Source organism: Sphingomonas sp. EC-HK361 (assembly GCF_902498785.1).
GTDB lineage: Bacteria > Pseudomonadota > Alphaproteobacteria > Sphingomonadales > Sphingomonadaceae > Sphingomonas.
Genome location: NZ_LR701493.1, coordinates 108,059 through 127,148, shown reverse-complemented (window position 1 = coordinate 127,148; position 19,090 = coordinate 108,059). Strand labels below are relative to the sequence as shown.

The 19,090-nt window shown below is 66.4% G+C and carries 15 protein-coding genes and 1 pseudogene; 5 read left to right on the top strand and 11 right to left on the bottom strand.

What is annotated here, in order from left to right:
- Positions 1-23: 23 nt before the first annotated feature.
- Entirely contained in the window at positions 24-2,291 is a 2,268-nt protein-coding gene (locus BOS5A_RS02020) for a glycosyltransferase family 4 protein (protein ID WP_151953563.1), read from the bottom strand.
- A gap of 127 nt (positions 2,292-2,418) precedes the next feature.
- Complete coding sequence (queF, locus tag BOS5A_RS02015) at positions 2,419-2,880, bottom strand: preQ(1) synthase (RefSeq protein ID WP_151953562.1); 462 nt, start codon at positions 2,878-2,880, stop codon at positions 2,419-2,421.
- Between the two features lie 20 nt (positions 2,881-2,900).
- Between queF and BOS5A_RS02010 the strand changes: the two genes are divergently transcribed.
- The 4 genes from BOS5A_RS02010 to BOS5A_RS01995 all read left to right on the top strand — a co-directional run bounded on the left by BOS5A_RS02010 (position 2,901) and on the right by BOS5A_RS01995 (position 7,615).
- Positions 2,901-4,454 (top strand): cryptochrome/photolyase family protein, encoded by a 1,554-nt coding sequence (locus BOS5A_RS02010; protein ID WP_151953561.1) that lies wholly within the window; start codon positions 2,901-2,903, stop codon positions 4,452-4,454.
- A 35-nt stretch (positions 4,455-4,489) separates the two neighbouring features.
- Positions 4,490-5,329: a sulfurtransferase gene (locus tag BOS5A_RS02005; protein WP_151953560.1), complete on the top strand. Its 840-nt coding sequence runs from the start codon at positions 4,490-4,492 to the stop codon at positions 5,327-5,329.
- Positions 5,284-6,534: a cystathionine beta-lyase gene (gene metC, locus BOS5A_RS02000; protein WP_151953559.1), complete on the top strand. Its 1,251-nt coding sequence runs from the start codon at positions 5,284-5,286 to the stop codon at positions 6,532-6,534. Before BOS5A_RS02005 ends, metC begins: the two co-directional genes overlap by 46 nt.
- 241 nt (positions 6,535-6,775) lie before the next feature.
- Positions 6,776-7,615, top strand: coding sequence for a TorF family putative porin (locus BOS5A_RS01995; RefSeq protein ID WP_151953558.1), 840 nt, complete (start codon positions 6,776-6,778; stop codon positions 7,613-7,615).
- 326 nt (positions 7,616-7,941) lie between these two features.
- On the opposite strand, the pseudogene BOS5A_RS01990 reads toward BOS5A_RS01995, so the two are convergent.
- From BOS5A_RS01990 to BOS5A_RS01965, 6 genes and pseudogenes are all read right to left on the bottom strand, one after another.
- A pseudogene (locus tag BOS5A_RS01990) lies at positions 7,942-8,346 on the bottom strand (DUF3035 domain-containing protein); the annotation flags it as partial.
- Positions 8,339-8,839 carry a signal peptidase II gene (gene lspA, locus BOS5A_RS01985; protein ID WP_151954448.1) on the bottom strand — a complete coding sequence of 167 codons (501 nt, stop codon included), beginning with the start codon at positions 8,837-8,839 and terminating at the stop codon, positions 8,339-8,341. The gene lspA and the pseudogene BOS5A_RS01990, both read right to left, overlap by 8 nt.
- An 8-nt stretch (positions 8,840-8,847) precedes the next feature.
- Positions 8,848-11,853 carry an isoleucine--tRNA ligase gene (ileS, locus tag BOS5A_RS01980; protein WP_151953556.1) on the bottom strand — a complete coding sequence of 1,002 codons (3,006 nt, stop codon included), beginning with the start codon at positions 11,851-11,853 and terminating at the stop codon, positions 8,848-8,850.
- Positions 11,850-12,785 (bottom strand): bifunctional riboflavin kinase/FAD synthetase, encoded by a 936-nt coding sequence (locus BOS5A_RS01975; protein WP_151953555.1) that lies wholly within the window; start codon positions 12,783-12,785, stop codon positions 11,850-11,852. Before BOS5A_RS01975 ends, ileS begins: the two co-directional genes overlap by 4 nt.
- Positions 12,786-12,887: 102 nt before the next feature.
- Positions 12,888-13,358 carry a dihydrofolate reductase gene (locus BOS5A_RS01970; protein ID WP_234419157.1) on the bottom strand — a complete coding sequence of 157 codons (471 nt, stop codon included), beginning with the start codon at positions 13,356-13,358 and terminating at the stop codon, positions 12,888-12,890.
- Position 13,359: 1 nt separating this feature from the next.
- On the bottom strand, positions 13,360-14,154 hold the full coding sequence (locus BOS5A_RS01965) for a thymidylate synthase (RefSeq protein ID WP_151953553.1): 795 nt from the start codon (positions 14,152-14,154) through the stop codon (positions 13,360-13,362).
- A gap of 110 nt (positions 14,155-14,264) precedes the next feature.
- Here BOS5A_RS01965 and BOS5A_RS01960 point away from each other — a divergent pair, with 110 nt between their 5' ends.
- Positions 14,265-14,633 carry a JAB domain-containing protein gene (locus tag BOS5A_RS01960; RefSeq protein ID WP_234419156.1) on the top strand — a complete coding sequence of 123 codons (369 nt, stop codon included), beginning with the start codon at positions 14,265-14,267 and terminating at the stop codon, positions 14,631-14,633.
- On the opposite strand, the gene BOS5A_RS01955 is transcribed toward BOS5A_RS01960, so the two are convergent.
- The 3 genes from BOS5A_RS01955 to BOS5A_RS01945 all read right to left on the bottom strand — a co-directional run bounded on the left by BOS5A_RS01955 (position 14,605) and on the right by BOS5A_RS01945 (position 19,073).
- Entirely contained in the window at positions 14,605-15,375 is a 771-nt protein-coding gene (locus tag BOS5A_RS01955) for a class I SAM-dependent methyltransferase (protein WP_151953551.1), read from the bottom strand. The two genes, BOS5A_RS01960 and BOS5A_RS01955, sit on opposite strands and share 29 nt — an antisense overlap.
- Positions 15,372-16,499 carry a peptide chain release factor 2 gene (prfB, locus tag BOS5A_RS01950; protein ID WP_151953550.1) on the bottom strand — a complete coding sequence of 376 codons (1,128 nt, stop codon included), beginning with the start codon at positions 16,497-16,499 and terminating at the stop codon, positions 15,372-15,374. The genes BOS5A_RS01955 and prfB overlap by 4 nt, the downstream gene beginning before the upstream one ends.
- A 63-nt stretch (positions 16,500-16,562) precedes the next feature.
- Positions 16,563-19,073, bottom strand: coding sequence for a penicillin-binding protein 1A (locus BOS5A_RS01945; protein WP_151953549.1), 2,511 nt, complete (start codon positions 19,071-19,073; stop codon positions 16,563-16,565).
- Positions 19,074-19,090 lie beyond the last annotated feature (17 nt).

The following is a 19,090-nucleotide window of genomic DNA, read 5'->3' as shown; positions in this document are numbered from 1 at the left end:
CGCGCCGCCGCGTAGCCTTGCTGCTATGCGACGACCCGGGCGGGGCCTGCCATGCTTTCGACCTGCTTTGAAAGGGCAGAAATGCCGCAGGACGCCAATTGGAGCGCGATAATCGACTCAGCGCCCTGATTGCGGTTCAGGCCGTGCGGCATCAACCCGTCGAAACAGCCGCCGTCCTGCGCGGTGGCGAGCGGCAGATCGAGGTCGTTCACGCCGAGGAACCAGTGATAGGCGCGCTCCGCCTCGTCGAACCACCGCCGGTCGCCGGTCGCGTCAAACGCCGCGCGACAGGCGTCGATCGACGCTTGCGCCTCGAGCGGCTGCTGATCGAATGGCAGCGGCTCGGCATAGGCGCGGCCGAAGCTCTCGCTGCCGATGGCGCGGAAACGGCCATCGGGCGAGGTCTGCTTGCCGATGATCCAGTCGAGCGTCTTGAGCCCGCACGCGACGAGGTCAGCGCGTCCGAGTGCCGTGCCAGCGCGCAGCATCGCCTCGGGCAGGCGCGCATTGTCATAGGCCAGCACGATCTCGAACCACTGCCATTCCGGGCGGCGCGCCTCATCAAGGAGCGCGAGATGCTGATCGGGGAAACGCTCCAGGATCGATTTCGCCAGCTGGTGCCCGGGCGAGGCTTCCAGCATCGCGGCGGCGCCGAGCATCGCGAACGCCTGCGCGCGCGGGCTTTGAATGTCGAACGCGATGCTCGCGGTCGTGTCGAACATGGCCGTCGCCCAATCGCGGTGCTTGCGCGCCTGCGCATCGCGCGCGGTGACGCCGAGCGACCACAGCGTTCGACCGTTCGAATCTTCCGACCCCTCGTCCTCGCACCAGGTCCGGTCGAAATTCATGAAGTTCCGGAACCGCCTTTTGTCCGGGTTCCAGGCATATTGGACGAACGACGCGTAGGTCGTCGTCCAGCGATCCCGCGTCTCGTCATCGAGATCGGGCATCGCCGTCATCAGCATCAGCGCACGCGCGTTGTCATCGATACAATAGCCGTGGCGACGATCGGGGATCGAGAAGATCGCGTGCTGGAACATGCCGGTGGAGTCGCTCATCCGGACGACAGCACTCAGATCAGGAGCAAGCGTCGATGGCTTGGCCGGCTTCGCGAGGCGCTGCGGGCGCGCGGCGACGATCTGTTCGATTTCGGTCATCGCTGTTTCAACCAGTTTGGGCCAGATCATCGTCCGGCCGCGAGCATAGGCACGCTCCGACAAGCGCTGGCGATTGCGCGCGTTGCCGAGCAGCGTGTTGATCTCGCGCGCGAAGGCCGCGCTGTCGCGGAAATCGACGAGCACGCCGTGACCGTCGGCCAGAATCTCGGTGGCGTGGACATAGGGCGTGGAAATTACCGGCTTGCCGACGCCCACCGCGTAGCTGAGCGTACCGGAGGTGATCTGCGCCGGGTTGAGATAAGGCGTGGCGTAGATGTCCGCCGCCTGCAGATAGTCGAGCAAATCCTCATAATCGACGAACGCATCGATGAACGAGACATTGTCCGCCACGCCAAGCGCCGCGGCCTGTGCCTTCAGGCCGTTGCGATATTTCTCCCCCTCATGCGCCACCAGATTGGGGTGCGTCGCGCCGAGCACGACATACATCGCGTCGGGATTCTGTTCGACCACGGCGGGCATGGCATCGATCAGCGTTTCGATCCCCTTGCCCGGTGCCAGAAGGCCGAAGGTCAGGATGACCTTGCGCCCCGACCAGCCGAAACGCGGTTTGAGGGTGTCCGGATCAGCGAGTTCCCGGTCCGGCACGCCGTGCGGGATCATCACCACCGATTTCGCATTCGCACCATAGACCCGCTGGAGGATTTCGCGCCCGCGCTCCGCCATCACGACGACCCGCGCGGCGCGCCGAAGCAGCCCTTCCATGACCGCACGCTCTTCGGCACTCGGCTTTTCGAGGATGGTGTGCAGCGTGACGATCAGCGGCAGCGACGTCCGGTCGAGCAATGCGAGGATATGCTCGCCCGCCGATCCGCCGAATATCCCGTATTCGTGCTGGAGCCAGATCGCTTCCGCGCCACTCGCTTCGATCTGACGGGCCGCGGCGATGTAGGCGGCGCGTTCCTGCTGGGGGATCGCCGACACGACGGCTGGCGGATAGTCGTAACGCCCCGGATGGTCGTCCATCGCATAGACGTCGACGGCCATGTCCGGAAAACGCGCGCGCAAGGCCTGATAGGTATCGGTGGTGTAAGTCGCCAGACCGCATTTGCGCGGCAGGAAGTTTCCGATGAGCGCGATGCGCCCGATTTTCCGTCCAGACTCGAACGTCGTCATCCTCGTGCCTTTTGTCGCTGTCCCGCGCGCAGGGCGAGGGTTCGATTGCCAAACGGGCGACACGGACTTTGGTTGCGTTTATGCTGCACTGCAGAAGCGCTGAAAGCGCATGATCTTCATCAATTTTTCAGCCCCGGCCGCGGTAACTCGCCACGCCCTGATCCGGCAGCCACAGGTCTGCGGGTGGCGCACCCGACTGCCAGAATATGTCGATGGGAATACCACCGCGGGGATACCAATAGCCACCGATGCGCAGCCACTGCGGCGCCATCTCCGCGACGAGCCGTTCTCCTATTCCGACCGTGCAATCCTCGTGAAAGGCGGCATGGTTGCGAAAGGCGCCGAGGAACAGCTTCAGCGACTTCGACTCGACGATGGTATCGCCCGGCACATAATCGATGACGAGATGCGCGAAGTCGGGCTGACCGGTCACCGGGCAGAGCGATGTAAACTCGGGCACCGCAAAGCGAACGAGATAGGTGCGCCCGACCCTCGGGTTCGGAACGTAATCGAGTATCGCGGCTTCTGGCGATGCGGGGAGGCTGCTGGTCTGGCCGAGATGCTTCGGCTGAAGGTCGGACGGGTTCATGCGCGGGGATGTAGGGCGCGGTGACGGCAAAGCAAAGAACGCTGATCCCGGTGCTCGGCGATCAATTGTCGCTCGACCTTTGGTCGCTGGCGAAGGCCTCCCCGGATTCCACGACGATCCTGATGATGGAGGTGGCGGAGGAGACGACCTATGTCCGCCACCACAAGAAGAAGATCGCCTTCATCCTATCCGCGATGCGCCACCACGCAGCGGCGCTGCGCGACGCGGGATGGACGGTCGATTACGTCGCGCTCGACGGCCCCGACAATAGCGGCAGTTTTACCGGGGAGGTCGCCCGCGCGGTCGAACGGCACGCGCCGGATCGGATCGTCGTCACCGAACCCGGCGAATGGCGGGTGCGCGCCGCGATCGAAAGCTGGGAGACGCTGTTCGGCACCCCGGTGACGATCGCCCCCGACACCCGCTTCATCGCGAGCCATGCCGAGTTCGAGGCGTGGGCGGAGGGTCGCAAGGCGCTCAGGATGGAATATTTCTACCGCGAGATGCGCCGCAAGACCGGGCTGCTGATGGACGGCGACGAACCCGTCGGCGGGCGGTGGAACTTCGATGCCGAGAACCGCAAGCCGGCGCAGGCCGATCTCCTTATGCCGCGCCCGCTATCCTTTGCGCCGGACGATATGACTCGCGACGTTCTCGCGCTCGTCGCGAGACGTTTCGGCGACCATCCGGGCACGCTCGACGGCTTCGACTTCGCGGTGACGCGCGCCGATGCTCTGAAGCAGCAGCGGCATTTCCTCACCCATGCCTTCGCCCGGTTCGGCGACTATCAGGACGCGATGCTGACCGGGGAGCCGTTCCTCTGGCATGCCGTCCTTTCCCCCTACATCAATGTCGGGCTGCTCGATCCGCTCGACCTCTGTCGCAAGGTCGCGGCCGCACACGATAAGGGAAAGGTGCCGATCAACGCGGCGGAAGGCTTCATCCGCCAGATCATCGGGTGGCGCGAATATGTCCGCGGCATCTACTGGCGCGAGGGGCCGGACTATGTCGATCGCAATTTCCTGAACGCGACGCGCGATCTGCCCGGCTTCTACTGGACCGGCGACACCGACATGCGTTGCCTGGCAGACGCGATCGGGCAGACGCTGACCCATGCCTATGCCCATCACATCCAGCGACTGATGGTGACCGGGAACTTCGCGCTGCTCATCGGCGCAGACCCGAAACAGGTGCATGAATGGTATCTTGAGGTCTATGCCGATGCCTATGAATGGGTGGAGTTGCCCAACACGCTCGGCATGAGCCAGTTCGCCGATGGCGGGTTGCTGGGGTCGAAGCCCTATGCGGCGTCCGGCGCCTATATCAACCGCATGTCGGATTATTGCGGGCAGTGCCGCTATGACGTGAAGGCGCGGGTGGGCGAGGATGCCTGCCCGTTCAACGCGCTCTACTGGGACTTTCTCGCGCGCAACGAGGCGAAGCTGGCGCGCAACCCGCGCCTCGCCATGCCCTATCGCAACTGGCAGCGAATGGATGCGGGCGACCGCGAAGCGGTGCGTGGCCGAGCGGCCGAGTTCCTGTCCTCCCTCGACGCCGAAAGCGGGAGGGATTAGGCTTCGCGCACCAAATCGGGCGAGGAGGCGAAGCGATGGACGCGTTGGTGACGACCGAATGGCTCGCGGGCGAGCTTGGCGCGAACGACCTGCGCGTCGTCGATGCGAGCTGGTTCCTGCCCGAGCACAAGCGCAGCGGCGCTGCCGAGCACGAAGCCGCGCATATTCCCGGCGCGGTCTTCATGGACCTGGGCGAGATCGTCGATACGTCGTCCGACCTGCCGATGATGCTGCCCCCGGCCGAAAAGTTCGCCAGCCGGATGCAGTCGCTGGGTCTGGGCGACGGCAGCCGGATCGTCCTCTACGACAACTCGCCGCTCCACACCGCGGCGCGGGCCTGGTTCATGCTCCGGACGTTCGGCGCGCACGACGTCGCGATCCTCGATGGCGGGTTCGCCAAGTGGCAGGCGGAGGGCCGCGAGGTCGCGAGCGGACGCGAGCAGCATCGCCACCGGCACTTCACCGTGTGGTCGGACACCACGGGCGTGCGCGATCTCGCGCAGATGAAGGCCAATGTCGAAAGCGGCGCGGAGCAAGTGCTCGACGCCCGCAGCGAAGCGCGCTTCACCGGCGAGGAGCCCGATCCCCGGCCTGCCACCCATGCCGGCCATATTCCGGGATCGAAGAACCTGTATTATGCTGATCTGTTCGACCCGGACGGCACCTGGAAACAGGGCGATGCGCTTAAGGCCGCCTTCGAGGGTGCCGGCATCGACCTGTCGAAGCCGCTCGTCACCACCTGCGGCTCGGGCATTACCGCCTCGGTCCTCGCCTTTGGCGCGCACCTGCTCGGCAATGACGCGGCGGTCTATGACGGCAGCTGGTCCGAATGGGGCGCCGACCGCACGACGCAAAAGGCGATGGGCGCGGCGTGAGCGATAGCGGCGTGAGCGATATCAGGGCGAAGACCGGCAATTCCACGCGCGTCGTCGGCGCAGGCCGCCGCAAGGAATGGACGGCTGGCATCGTCAACACGCCGGTCTGGCGCGCCTCAACGATCCTCTACGACAGTGTCGCGGACCTGCGCGCGTCGGGCGCGCGCGACACGCACCACCGCCTGTTCTACGGCCGGCGCGGCACGCCGACCCAGTGGACGCTCGCCGATGCGCTGACCGAGCTGGAACCGGGTGCCGAGGGGACGTTCCTCTATCCGTCGGGCGTGGCGGCGATCGCAGCCGCCTTGCTGTCAGTGTTGGCGCCCGGCGACGAACTGCTCTGCGTCGATTCGGCCTATGACCCGACGCGCGGCATCGCGAACGGGCTGCTCAAGCGGATGGGCATCACGACCCGCTTCTACGATCCGATGATCGGTGCGGGCATCGCCGACCTGATCGGCGAACGCACCCGCGCGGTCCTGATCGAGAGTCCCGGCAGCCTGACCTTCGAGGTGCAGGATGTGCCCGCGATCGTCGCCGCAGCAAAGGCGCGCGGCGTGGTGACGATCCTCGACAACACCTGGGCGACCCCCCTGCTCTTTCCGGCGATCGAACACGGAATCGACCTGTCGATCCTCGCCTGCACCAAATATGTCGTCGGGCATTCCGACGTGATGCTGGGTTCGGTGACTGCCGCGCCGGGCCATTTCGCGCGGCTGCGCGAGACCAGCTTTCAGCTCGGCCAGGTCGCGAGCCCCGACGACGCCTGGCTCGGCAGCCGCGGGCTGCGCACAATGGCGGTGCGGCTGAAGCATCACGAAGCCTCCGCGCTGCGCATCGCGCAGTGGCTCGCCGCGCGGCCCGAAATCGCGACCGTGCTTCACCCCGCGCTCCCGTCCTGCCCCGGGCACGACTATTGGAAGCGCGATTTTCTCGGGTCGTCCGGTCTCTTCGCCTTCGCCCTGAATGGCGGAGACGAGGCGGCGCGTGCGGCGCTGATCGACGGGCTCGACCTCTTCGGGATCGGTTACAGCTGGGGCGGGTTTGAAAGCCTCGCGCTGCCGATCGATCCCGCCCGGCATCGCACGGCGACAGCGCCCGACTTCGCAGGCCCGCTCGTCCGGCTCCAGATCGGACTGGAGGACACCGACGACCTGATCGCCGATCTTGCAGCGGGGTTGCGGCGGTTTTCGGCAGCCATGTAGAGGCCAGCGCCGATCGTCACCTTGAAGCGAGGCCGGGGTGATGCGGGAGTGTTGCACTCGCGCAACGATCTGTCCCGAGATGCAACCGGGACGTAACAAATCTCTTGTGCGCCGCAGCAGAGACGCGCACTATCCGGGGGTCGTTGCAAGACCGCGCGGGGCTTTCAGCCCGACAGATGCGGCGCCGGCGACAGGCAGGCGGGGACATCGGCCCTCATTCTTCGTTTCCGAAAGGACACCGATGCGCTTCTCCCACTCACTTCTCAGCGGGCTTTTGCTCGCCGCCGCCACGCCTGCATTCGCGCAGGATACGGCACCGCCGCCGCCCGTCACCGTCAGCGGCACGGTCGGCGTCTACAGCGATTATCGCCTGCGCGGCATTTCCCAGACCGACAAGCATGCCGCGGTCCAGGGATCGCTGACGATCGCGCATGAGAGCGGCTTCTATATCGGCACCTTCGCATCCAACCTGTCCGGCTGGGGCACGTTCGGCGGCGCGAACATGGAGCTCGATGCGATTGGCGGCTACAAGCACACCTTCGGCAGCGCGACGATCGATACCGGGGTAACGTGGTACACCTATCCGGGCGGCTATTCCGAAAGCGATGTCGTCGAGTTCTTCGGCCGGCTGTCGGGCACCGCCGGCCCCGCGACGCTGACCGCCGGGGTCTATTACGCGCCGACCCAGACCTCGCTCGGCCGCATCTATGACAGCGCCGCCGACTATGCCGCCGGCATCCAGCGCGATCCGAAGCGGTGGGACAATCTCTACATCACCGGCGATGCGACCGCGGGCATTCCCAATACACCGGTGACGCTGCGCGCGCATATCGGCGCGTCGAAGGGCAATCCCGGCCTCGGCCCGAACGGCACCAGCCTCGCGCCCACCGGCAACTATGTCGACTGGAACCTCGGCGCAGACTGGGCGGTCTACAAGAACCTGACGCTCAGCGTATCGTATGTCGATACCGATATCGGCGACCGCGAATCGGCGTATCTCAAGCCGAACCTGGCGAAGACGACGGATGGGTCTTCGATCACCGATCCGACGGTCGTGTTCTCGCTCAGCGCGGCGTTTTAAGGAAGCCAGCGCAATTTCCCGTTTGTGCTGAGCGAAGTCGAAGCACTGTGCCTGGCGCTTGCCCTTCGACTTCGCTCAGGGCGAACGGATGGGCGTATTTCGCCCAGCGCGGCGTTACAGCAATTGTACTCCCGCGCAGGCGGGAGTCCAGGGCAACAGGCGCCACCGTTTGAAACTCTGGGCTCCCGCGTGCGCGGGAGCACGGTGGCGCTCTATTCAGCTGTCCGAACCATCGTCCGACAGACGCGAGCTTATTGCGGCGTCGTTGTTGGGGCAGGCGTGGGCGTCGGAGCAGGCGTGGGAGCTGGCGTAGGCGCCGCCCCAGCCTGCGGCACCGCCGCGCGGGCATCCTGACCGTCGCCCTGCGGCGCTGCGATGATGTCGCGCGTCGTCTGGCCCTTGTCGACGACATTGGTGCCCGGATCGCCCACATCGGAGCGGATGCCCGCATCGGCGTCGCCCGCCTCGTTCAGCGTCGCACGCTCGGCGCCCGAGCGGCCTGTATTGTCGCCGAAGAGCGCGCTCAGCGCATCCTGCTGCGGGTTGCCAGCCTGCACGCGCGCGGCGCCCGGCTGCGGCGGGACCAGCGCGAAATCGGGCGGGATGATGAGCGGCGCCTGCCGCGCGACCGCGAACTCGTCGGGGCGCGCACGGTCGTAGCCGCGCTTGCCGCAACCGGAGAGCAGCGCCGCGGCGGCGAGGCCGGTTGCGATGAGGACGGTCTTACGCATTCACATTCTCCGAAGGGGCACGCGGCTTGTCGCGGATCAGAAGCGCGCGCGCAAGCAGGATGAGCACGCCGATGGTAATCGCCGCATCGGCCAGGTTGAAGACGAGAAACGGGCGCCATTCGCCGAAGTGCAGGTCGGCGAAATCGACGACATAGCCGAACCGAACCCGGTCGACGATATTGCCGAGCGCCCCGCCGAGCACCAGCCCGAGCGCGACCTGATCGCCGCGCCGCGGCTCACGGAACATCCACACCGCCACGCCGATGGCAATCGCCGCGGTGAGCACCACGAGCGCCCAGCGCATCGCGTCGCTGTCCGCCCGAATCAGCCCGAGCGAGACGCCGATATTGGGGACGAAACGCAGGTCGAAGATCGGCAGCAGCGTCTTCGCATCACCCAGCGTGGCGATGCCGAGCGGCCCGGTGACGATCCACTTCACCAGCTGATCGAGCACGAAGATGGCGCCCGCGAGCATCAGGCCGAGGCGGGGCATCGCGCGGGTCACGCGACCACCTCGCTCACGACGCTCTCGCACCGGGCACACAGCGCGCCGTCCTCGCTCACTTCGGGCAGATGCCGCCAGCAGCGGCCGCATTTGAGGAAGTCGGTGCGGATCACATCGACGCTATCGCCCGCCGACACCTTCGCCACGATGAATGCCTCCGCCAGCGCATCGGCGTCCAGCGGCATGTCTGGCACGACAACCTCGGCTTCGAGGCTCGACCGCACCGTTTTCTCCCGACGTAAGGGCTCGATCGATTCGGTCACCCGTTCCCGCAACGCGCGCACGGCGAGCCAGCGCTGGGCGACGGCATTGTCATCCGCCGTGGCAGCGGGCAACTCCGGCCACTCCAGCAAATGCACCGACTCCGCATCGGGATAGCGTGTCTGCCACACCTCTTCCGCGGTGAAGACGAGCACCGGTGCCGCATAGCGCACCAGCGCGTGGAACAGCGTGTCGAGCACCGTCCGATACGCGCGCCGCTTCGGATCGTCCGCCGCGTCGCAATAGAGCGAATCCTTGCGGATATCGAAGAAGAAGGCCGACAGGTCCTCGTTCGCGAAATCGGTCAGCGCGCGGACGTAGCGGTTGAAGTCATACCCCTCGACCGCCGCCTTCATCTCCACGTCCAGCGCGCGGAGCAAATGCAGCACATACCGCTCCAGCTCCGGCATGTCCGCCGGCGCGACCCGCTCCGCCTTGCTGAACCCGTCAAGCGCCCCCAGCAGATAGCGGAATGTATTGCGCAGCTTGCGATACTGGTCCGCGACCCCGGCCAGGATTTCCTTCCCGATCCGGTGATCCTCGGTGAAATCGACCGACAGCGCCCACAGCCGCAGGATATCCGCCCCGTAATCGCGCATCAGGTCGAGCGGATTGATCGTGTTGCCGAGGCTCTTGGACATCTTCATGCCCTTCGAATCCATCGTGAACCCGTGGGTCAGCACTGCATCATACGGCGCCCGCCCCCGCGTCCCGCAGCTTTCGAGGAGCGACGACTGGAACCACCCGCGATGCTGGTCGGAGCCTTCGAGATACAGGTTCGCCGGCCACGTCAAATCCGGCCACCGCCCGCTTTCCAGCACGAAGGCATGGGTGCACCCCGAATCAAACCACACGTCGAGAATGTCGGTGACGCGCTCGAAATCCTCTGCGCGGTAGGCCTCGCCCAGATACTCCTGCGCCCGCGCGTCGGACCAGGCATCCACCCCGCCCGCACGCACAGCCGCGATAATCCGCGCGTTGACCGCCGGGTCCTTCAGATACTTACCCGTCTTGCGATCGACGAACAGCGTGATCGGCACGCCCCACGCGCGCTGGCGCGAGAGCACCCAATCGGGCCGCCCCTCGACCATCGCCCCGATCCGGTTGCGGCCCTTTTCGGGGTAGAATTTCGTGTCGGCGATGGCGGCAATGGCGCGGGTGCGCAGCGTGTCGATCCCCTCTCCCGGCGGGAGAGGGGCAAGCTGCGCAGCAGCGCGGGGTGAGGGCGAGTGCGCGACGTCAGCCGTGCCGCCCTCACCCTTCCGCGGCTCCGCCGCTCCCTCCCTCTCCCGCTGGGAGAGGGGCCGATCCATCGACACGAACCACTGCGGCGTGCAGCGGAAGATCACCTTCGCCTTCGACCGCCAACTATGCGGATAGCTGTGCCGGAAATCGTCGCTCGCAGCGAGCAACCCGCCCGCCGCGCGCAGATCGGAGCAAATCGGCCCGTCCGACGCGACGAACCTGGTATTGATGACGCTCCCCTGCCCGCCGAGCCACGCCCAGTCCGCACGGTATTTCCCGTCCGCCTCGACCGCGAAGACCGGATCGATGCCGTACGCCTTGCAAAGCTCAAAATCGTCCTCGCCGTGATCGGGCGCCATATGGACGAGGCCGGTGCCGGCATCGGTGGTGACGAAATCGCCGGGAAGGAATGGGCGAGGCTTGGCGAAGAACGCGAGCGCCCGCTCCCACTCCCCTTCACTCCGGACTTGATCTGGGCTCCCGCTGCCTTCGCCCGCGCCAGAAGAAGAAGCGGGACCCCGGCCTTCGCCGGGGTGACGGAGGAAGTTGTAAATCGGGTGGCGGGCAACGGCGCCGGCAAGTTGCGAGCCCTTGATCGCCTGTATCGGCACAAGATTGCCGACACGCGCTTCCGTCACACCAATGAGGTCCAGCGCGATTAAATATTGCCGCCCGTCATCCTGGCGTTTGCGGCAAAGACGGTACTCAATCTCCGGCCCATAAGCGAGCGCCTGGTTCACCGGAATCGTCCACGGCGTCGTCGTCCAGATCACCGCATGCGCGCCGACCAGCTCCGGCGCATTCGGCGCCTCGACGATCTCGAACGCCACATCGATCTGCGTCGACGTGATGTCCTCATACTCGACCTCGGCCTCGGCCAGCGCGGTCTTTTCCACCGGCGACCACATCACCGGCTTCGCCCCGCGATAAAGTTGGTCGCTCTCGGCGAACTTCATCAGCTCGGTGACGATCGTCGCCTCCGCCTGAAAATCCATCGTCAGATACGGATGGTCCCAGTCGCCATTGATCCCCAGCCGCTTCAGCTGCTCGCGCTGGATATCGACCCATTTCTGCGCATAGGCCCGGCATTCCGCGCGGAACTCGTCAGCGGGCACGTCATCTTTGCTGCGCTTCTTCTTGCGATACTCCTCCTCGACCTTCCATTCGATCGGCAGGCCGTGGCAGTCCCAGCCGGGCACATAGGGCGCGTCCTTGCCCAGCAGCGACTGGGTGCGAACCACCATGTCCTTCAGGATATGGTTCAGCGCATGCCCGATATGCATGTCGCCATTGGCATAGGGCGGGCCGTCGTGGAGGATGAACTTCTCGCGCCCGCGCCGCGCGTCGCGCAGCCGGTCGTAGAGGTTCGCCGCCTGCCACTTGGCGAGGATCGCAGGCTCCTTCTGCGGCAGCCCCGCCTTCATCGGAAAGTCGGTCTTCGGCAGGAAGACGGTATCGCGCCAGTCGCGCTGAGGGGTGTCGGTGGTGTCGGTCATGGGTGCTGAGCGCTTAAGGCGCGCCGCGCCTGCGCGCAATCCGCGTCCATCTGCGCCGTGAGCGCGTCCAGCGTATCGAACTTTGCCTCGGGACGCAGATACGCCACCAGTTCGACCGCGATCGTCTGGCCGTAGAGATCGCCGGTAAAATCGAAGAAGTACGACTCCAGCATCTCGCGCGGGGGATCGAAGCTGGGGCGGATGCCGAGGTTCGCGGCGCCGTCCAGCACGCGCCCGTCGGGGAGCCGCCCGCGCACCGCATAGATGCCGTAGGCGGGGCGCAGATACTTGCCCATGTCGATATTGGCGGTCGGATAGCCGATCGTGCGGCCGATCTTGTCGCCGTGCTGGACAACTCCTTCGATCGCGAACGGCCGCGTCAGCAGCTTCGCCGCGGTCGCCATGTCACCTGCCTTCAGCGCATCGCGGATGCGCGTCGAGGAGACGACCTCGCCATCGAAGGCGACCGGCCCCACCGTCTCCACGCCGAAGCCATACGCCTGACCTGCCGCGGCGAGTGTCGCGACAGTGCCGCCCTTGCGATTGCCGAAGGTGAAGTCCGACCCCGTCACCACGCCTGCGATGTGGAGCGCGCCCACGAGCCGTTCGCTGACGAATGCCTCTGCGGTCAGGGCCGCCAGCCCCGCGTCGAAGTGGAACACCGCCATCGCATCGGCACCCGCACTCGCGAACAGCCGCTCGCGTTGATCGAGGGTGGTCAGGCGGAAAGGTGGCGCGTCCGGGCGGAAGTGGCGGACGGGGTGCGGATCGAACGTCGCGACGATCGCGGGTCGCCCCTCGCGCCGCGCCCATCCGACGGCCTGGCCGATGACGGCCTGATGCCCGATATGAAATCCGTCGAAATTGCCCAGCGCGACGATCCCGCCGGCAAGGGCGTCGGGAACCGCTGCGCCGCCGTCCAGCCGCTGCATGACGCGGCTATAGAGGGGGCAACAGCGCGGTGCTAGTGCGTCCCGATGTGTTCCCGCGAAGGCGGGAACCCAGTCTAGATTCCCGCCTTCGCGGGGATACGCTCACTCCCGGATCAGCGTTGCGAAGCTGTAGGCGGGCCGATCGCCCTGCGCCGCAAAGTCCTCGCGCGCGACCTCGCGCCACCCCGCGAAGGGCGGCACGACCGCATCCCCCGGGTAATCGCGGTGCACCTCGGTCAGCTCGATCCGTTCGGCATGCGGCAGCGCCAGCGCGAACACCTCGGCCCCGCCGATCACCGCCGCATCGGGACCGGCGAGCGCCAGCGCGGCGTCGAGGCTGTGCGCCACCTCGGCCCCCGCCGCGGTCCAGTCTGGATCGCGGGTCAGCACGATGTGGCGCCGCCCCGGCAGTGGTGCGGGAAAGCTCTCGAACGTCTTGCGCCCCATCACCATCGCGCGGCCCATCGTCTGCGCCTTGAAGCGCTTCAGGTCCGCCGGGATATGCCAGGGCAGGCGTCCGTCGACGCCGATGACGCCATTGGCGGCGCGCGCGAGGTGAAGCGTGACCGGCACGTCAGACCGCGACCGGCGCCTTGATATGCGCCTGCGCGACGTAATCGTGGAGCACGAAATCCTCATATTCATAGCCATCGATCGCCGGCGGCTTGCGGACGATCTCCAGCCGCGGCAGCGCTGTCGGGGTGCGCGTCAGTTGCTCACGCGCCTGATCCAGATGGTTGGCGTAGAGATGGCAGTCGCCGCCGGTCCAGATGAAGTCGCCCGGCTCAAGCCCGCATTGCTGCGCCAGCATCACCGTCAGCAGCGCGTAGCTCGCGATGTTGAACGGCACGCCGAGAAAGATGTCGGCTGAACGCTGATAGAGCTGAAGCGACAGCCGTCCGTTCGCGACATGCGTCTGGAACAGGCAGTGGCACGGCGCGAGCGCCATCGCGTGGAGTTCACCGGGGTTCCACGCGGTCACGATCTGGCGGCGCGAGGCCGGCTGGGTGCGGATCTGCCCGATCAGATCGCTGATCTGGTCGATACGGCGCCCGTCCGCCGTCTCCCAGTCGCGCCACTGCTTGCCATAGACGGGGCCGAGATCGCCGCCCTCGTCCGCCCATTCGTCCCAGATGCTGACCTTGCGCTCCTGCAGCCAGCGCACGTTCGTGTCGCCGCGCAAAAACCACAGCAATTCGATGGCGATAGATCGGAAATGGAGCTTCTTCGTCGTGAGCATCGGGAAGCCCTGCGCCAGATCGAAGCGCATCTGGTGCCCGAAGATCGAGAGCGTGCCGGTCCCGGTACGGTCGTCCTGCCGCGCGCCCTCGTTCAGCACGCGGGACATCAGATCGAGATATTGGCGCATGACCGGAGGCGTAGCGAAGCCGCGGCGAGTCGCCAAGCCGCGATGCCGGTCGCACCGAAACGGATCAGTCGACGCGTGACGGGAAGTCGCCGCGCGTCATGTTTGGCCGAATGGAGGGGCGAGACGATCCCATTGCTGCACTGTTCGAACCGCTCGCCAAGGCGCCGAGGGAATTGTGCGCAGCCGCCTATTTCGACCGTCGCGGCGCGCTGCTCGGCCTGCGGCATTGCGGCGCAGGCGACGCAAGTACGGTCGAGCTGCCGTTCCGTAGCATCACCATCGATACGCTCGCCTTCGGCGCCCGCGAGGTCGTGCTCGCGCACAACCACCCCAGCGGCGATCCGCGGCCGAGCGAGGCCGATCTCGCGCTGACCCGGCGGCTGTCGCAGGCGCTCGCGGCGATCGATGCGCATCTGCACGACCATCTCATCATGGCCGCCGGCAGCCGGTTCAGCTTTCGGGCGGCGGGGCTGCTTTAGGGGCCAGGGGCGTGTTGGCACGCATCCGGCAGGCGCGGATATCCGCCGGCGCGGGACGCGGGCCGACCGCCTGGAAGGTCGCCAGATAGCCGCCGGCGGATGGCATGTCCTTCATCTCGATCTGCCGGTAGCCGACCGCGGCGAACTCGCATTTCAGCAGCGCCGGCGGGGTGCCGTGGTTGCGGGTGATTCGGTTGGCATCGACGACGACGACCAGCCCGTCGGGTTTCAACGCAGGCCGCAGCCGCCACAGGAACTCGTAGGGCTGCGCGATCTCGTGATACATATGGACCAGGAATACGCGGTCGAAACTGTCTTCGGGCAGCTTCGGATCGGCAGGCTCACCAAGCCGCACGCTGACATTGTCCAGCCGCTCGCGCGCGACGCGTTCGGCCAGCGCGTCGCGCACCGCGGGCACGATATCCTCCGCCAGCACCCTGCCCTTCGCGCCGACCCGCTGCGCCAGGCGGATGGTGTAATAGCCCTCGCCCGCGCCGATATCGGCGACGGTCATCCCGCGCTTCATCGCGGCGCCCGCCATCACCTCGCCCGATTCGTTCAGCCGGTCGCGCTCCTCCTCGGTCGACCAGCGTGCCGACACGATGCTGGCGACGGGGCGGTCGGCCGCCGGGAACGGACCCGGCGCGTCTTCATGCTTCTTGATGAGCGGGGTCGCGCCGTCGCACGCCGCCACGCCGGACGTGAGCGCAATCAGCGCCAGCCAAACCCCCGCTCGTCTCAATCCACGTCCTCCACCTCGACCTTCTCGCCGGTCACGCGCTGCGATAGCGCGGCGGCCATGAATTCGTCGAGGTCGCCGTCGAGCACGTCGGACGGGCTGGTGGAGGTCACGCCGGTGCGCAGGTCCTTCACCAGCTGATAGGGCTGGAGGACGTAGGACCGGATCTGGTGGCCCCAGCCGATATCGGTCTTGGCGGCATTTTCCGCGTTCGCCACGGCTTCGCGCTCGGCCAGCTCGCGCTCGTAGAGGCGCGCGCGCAGCTGGTTATAGGCTTCCGCCTTGTTCTTGTGCTGCGATCGCTGGTTCTGACACTGCACGACGATGTTGGTCGGCAGATGGGTGATGCGCACCGCCGAATCGGTCGTGTTGATGTGCTGCCCGCCGGCGCCCGATGCGCGGTAGGTGTCGATGCGCAGATCGCTTTCGTTGATCTCGATATCGATATTGTCGTCGATGACCGGATAGACCCACACGCTGGCGAACGAGGTGTGCCGCCGCGCCGCGCTGTCATAGGGGCTGATGCGGACGAGGCGGTGAACGCCGCTCTCGGTCTTGGCATAGCCGTACGCGTTCTCGCCCTTGAGCAGCATCGTCGCAGACTTGATCCCCGCCTGCTCGCCCGAATGCTGGTCGATCAGCTCGACCTTCAGCCCGTGACGCTCGCCCCAGCGCGAATACATGCGGCTGAGCATGCCCGCCCAGTCCTGGCTTTCCGTCCCGCCGGCACCGGCATTCACCTCGATATAGGTGTCGTTGGCGTCGGCCTCGCCGGCCAGCAGCGCCTTCACCTTGTCGCCCTGCGCGCGCTTCGATAGTTCGCCGAGGCTGGCGACCGCTTCGGTCTCCATCTCGCTGTCGCCTTCGGCTTCCGCCATTTCGATGAGTTCGATGGTGTCCGAAAGCTCGCTCTCGATCTTGCGGGTCGCGGTGATCGCTTCATCCAGGCGCCGACGCTCGCGCATCACCGCCTGCGCCGCCTTCGGATCGTTCCACAGTGCCTGGTCCTCAACGCGCGCGTTGAGCTCGTCAAGCCGGCGCAGCGCGCGGTCCCAATCGAGGAACCGGCGCAGCAGCGCCAGCGCCTCGTTGATGCTGTCGACATGGGCCTGCGCTTCGGCGCGCATAGGGAAACTCCAGATAATTCGAAGGACAACGGGGATGCCGCCGTCACGATATAGGGTGGCGGGCTAGTAGATTCCGCCTTCTCTTTGCAAGAAATCGCTGTCCGACTGCTGGGTGGCGCGCGGCTGGACGGTCGCGGTCGGGGCGGCCGTGGGCGCGGCACCCGGACGCCGCGCGGCCCGGCGCGCCTCGGCGAGGGGCTTGAACGCTTCCCAGATCACCGCAGGCTTCGGATCGTCCATGTTCGGCCAGGCGCCATAGACCGGCCGCCCGCTCGCGCGGTCGACGCGCACCATGCGGATGCCCGGTGGCGCGCGGAACGGCAGCTTCTCCATCCCCTCATACGCCTTCACCGCAAAGGACTTGAAGATCGGTGCGGCCAGCGTGCCGCCCTGTGCATAGCCGCCGAGGTTCACCGGGCTGTCATAGCCGATATAGACGCCGCCGATCATCTGCGGGGTGCCGCCGATGAACCACACGTCCTTCGGCCCGGTATTGGTGCCGGTCTTGCCGAACATCGGCCGGTCGAGATCGCGCAGCACCGTCGCGGTGCCGCGCTGGATCACGCCTTCCGCGATATGCACCATCTGATACGCGCTCATCGCGTCGAGCACCTGGCGCCCGCGCATGCCCGGCCGCGGCATCGGCCTGCCGTTCCAGTCGGGCGCGTTGCAGCCATCGCACGCGCGCCAGTTTTCCGGCCAGATGACCTTGCCGTGGCGATCCTGGACGAAATCGACGAGGCTCGGCGGGTGCCATTTGCCGTTGTTCGCCAGCACCGCATAGGCATTGACCATACGGCTGACCGTCGTCTCGCCGGCGCCCAGCGAATAGGAGAGATAGGGCTGATAGTCGCCGACGTTCATCGCCTTCATCAGCGCCACGACGTTGGTCATGCCGGTCTTGTTGGCGATCTGGACGGTCATCAGGTTGCGCGACTGTTCGAGGCCCCAGCGCATCGTATGCGGGCCGGCGCCGCGCATGTTGCCGAAGTTGCGGAAGCACTTCTGGCCGAGCGCTGCGCCCTGATAGACGCAGAACGGCCCGTCGACGACGATCGACGACGGCGTCATCCCGTGTTCCAGCGCGGCGGCATAGACGATCGGCTTGATCGTCGAACCCGGCTGGCGCTCCGCCTGCGTTGCGCGGTTGAACGCCTGGAGGGTGGAATCGAACCCGCCCTGCATCGCGAGAACACGACCCGTTGCCGGCTCCTCGACCACGAAGGCGCCCGAAATCTTGGGCACGGCCTTCAATGCGAAATTGCCGCCGTCAGGAGCGACCGCGACGATGTCGCCGACCTTCAGCGCCGCGAACGCGGTGCCGCCCTTGCCGCGCACCGGCATCTGCGCGCCGTAGCGCGGCAGGTCGCCGGTCCTGCCATCGGCAAAACCGATCGTCGCGATGCTGCCACCGGTCGCGGTCACGATAGCGGCGCGCCAGTCCTTGTAGTCGAGGCTGATGTTGGTGTTGAGCAGCGCGCCCAGCCACTTGTCGCCATCGATATCGACATGGCGCAGCGGCCCCGCCCAGCCGCGCCCGGCGTCATAGCGCAGCAATCCCTCGCGCAGCGCGTTCGCGGCATAATCCTGAATGCGCGGATCGAGCGAGGTGCGCACCCACAGCCCGCCCGAATAGACGCTGAAAGGGCCGTCTTTCTCGTTCTCGCCGAACTTCGCGATCAGCTGGCGGCGGACCTCCTCGACGAAATAGCCGCCCACCCGCTCGAACTTGGGCGTGCGGCGGATGATCGCGCCGAGCGGTTCGGCCATCGCTTCCTGATATTGCGGCTGGGTGATGAACCCGTTCTTCAGCATCTCGCCCAGCACATAGCCCCGGCGTTCCAGCGCGCGGTCGGTGTGGCGGAACGGATCGTAGTTGGACGGGCCTTTCGGAAGAATCGCGAGATACGCCATCTGCGCGAGCGTCAGCTCGTCCAGCTCCTTGTCGAAATAGGCGTGCGCCGCCGCTTCCACACCGAACGCGTTCCGGCCGAGCGCGATCTGGTTGAGATAGAGCTCGAGAATCTGCGGCTTGGTGAGCGTATCCTCGATCTTGTAGGCAAGGATCGCCTCGCGGATCTTGCGCCGGTAGCTCGCCTCGTTGCCGACGAGCAGGTTCTTCGCGACCTGCTGCGTGATCGTCGAGGTGCCACGCGGGGTCTTGCCCGTCGTGATGCCCTGGAACGCCGCACGGACGAGGCCAGGATAATCGAGGCCGTGATGCTCGAAAAAGGTCTTGTCCTCGGCCGACAGGAACGCTTTCACCAGCAGCGGGGGATATTCCGCAAAGGACAGCTCGACCCGTCGCTCGCGGGCGTAGGAATAGATCGGCGTGCCGTCATTGCTGCGCACGTTCGTCGGCAGCGGCGGCTCGTAGGTCCTGAGCTGCGACACCGATGGCAGGTCGCGCGCGAAGATCAGCCAGAAGGCGAGAATGCCGAGCAGGAACAGGCCTAACAGCACCGCAAGCGCCTTGACCCAGCGGCGCGCCCACGCACGGCCGAGCCGATCGCGCACGGTGCCGCCGTCGCGGTGGAGCGTGAAATTCACGTCTTCTGGGGGATTGGACGCCATAAACCGGACGAGGCTCT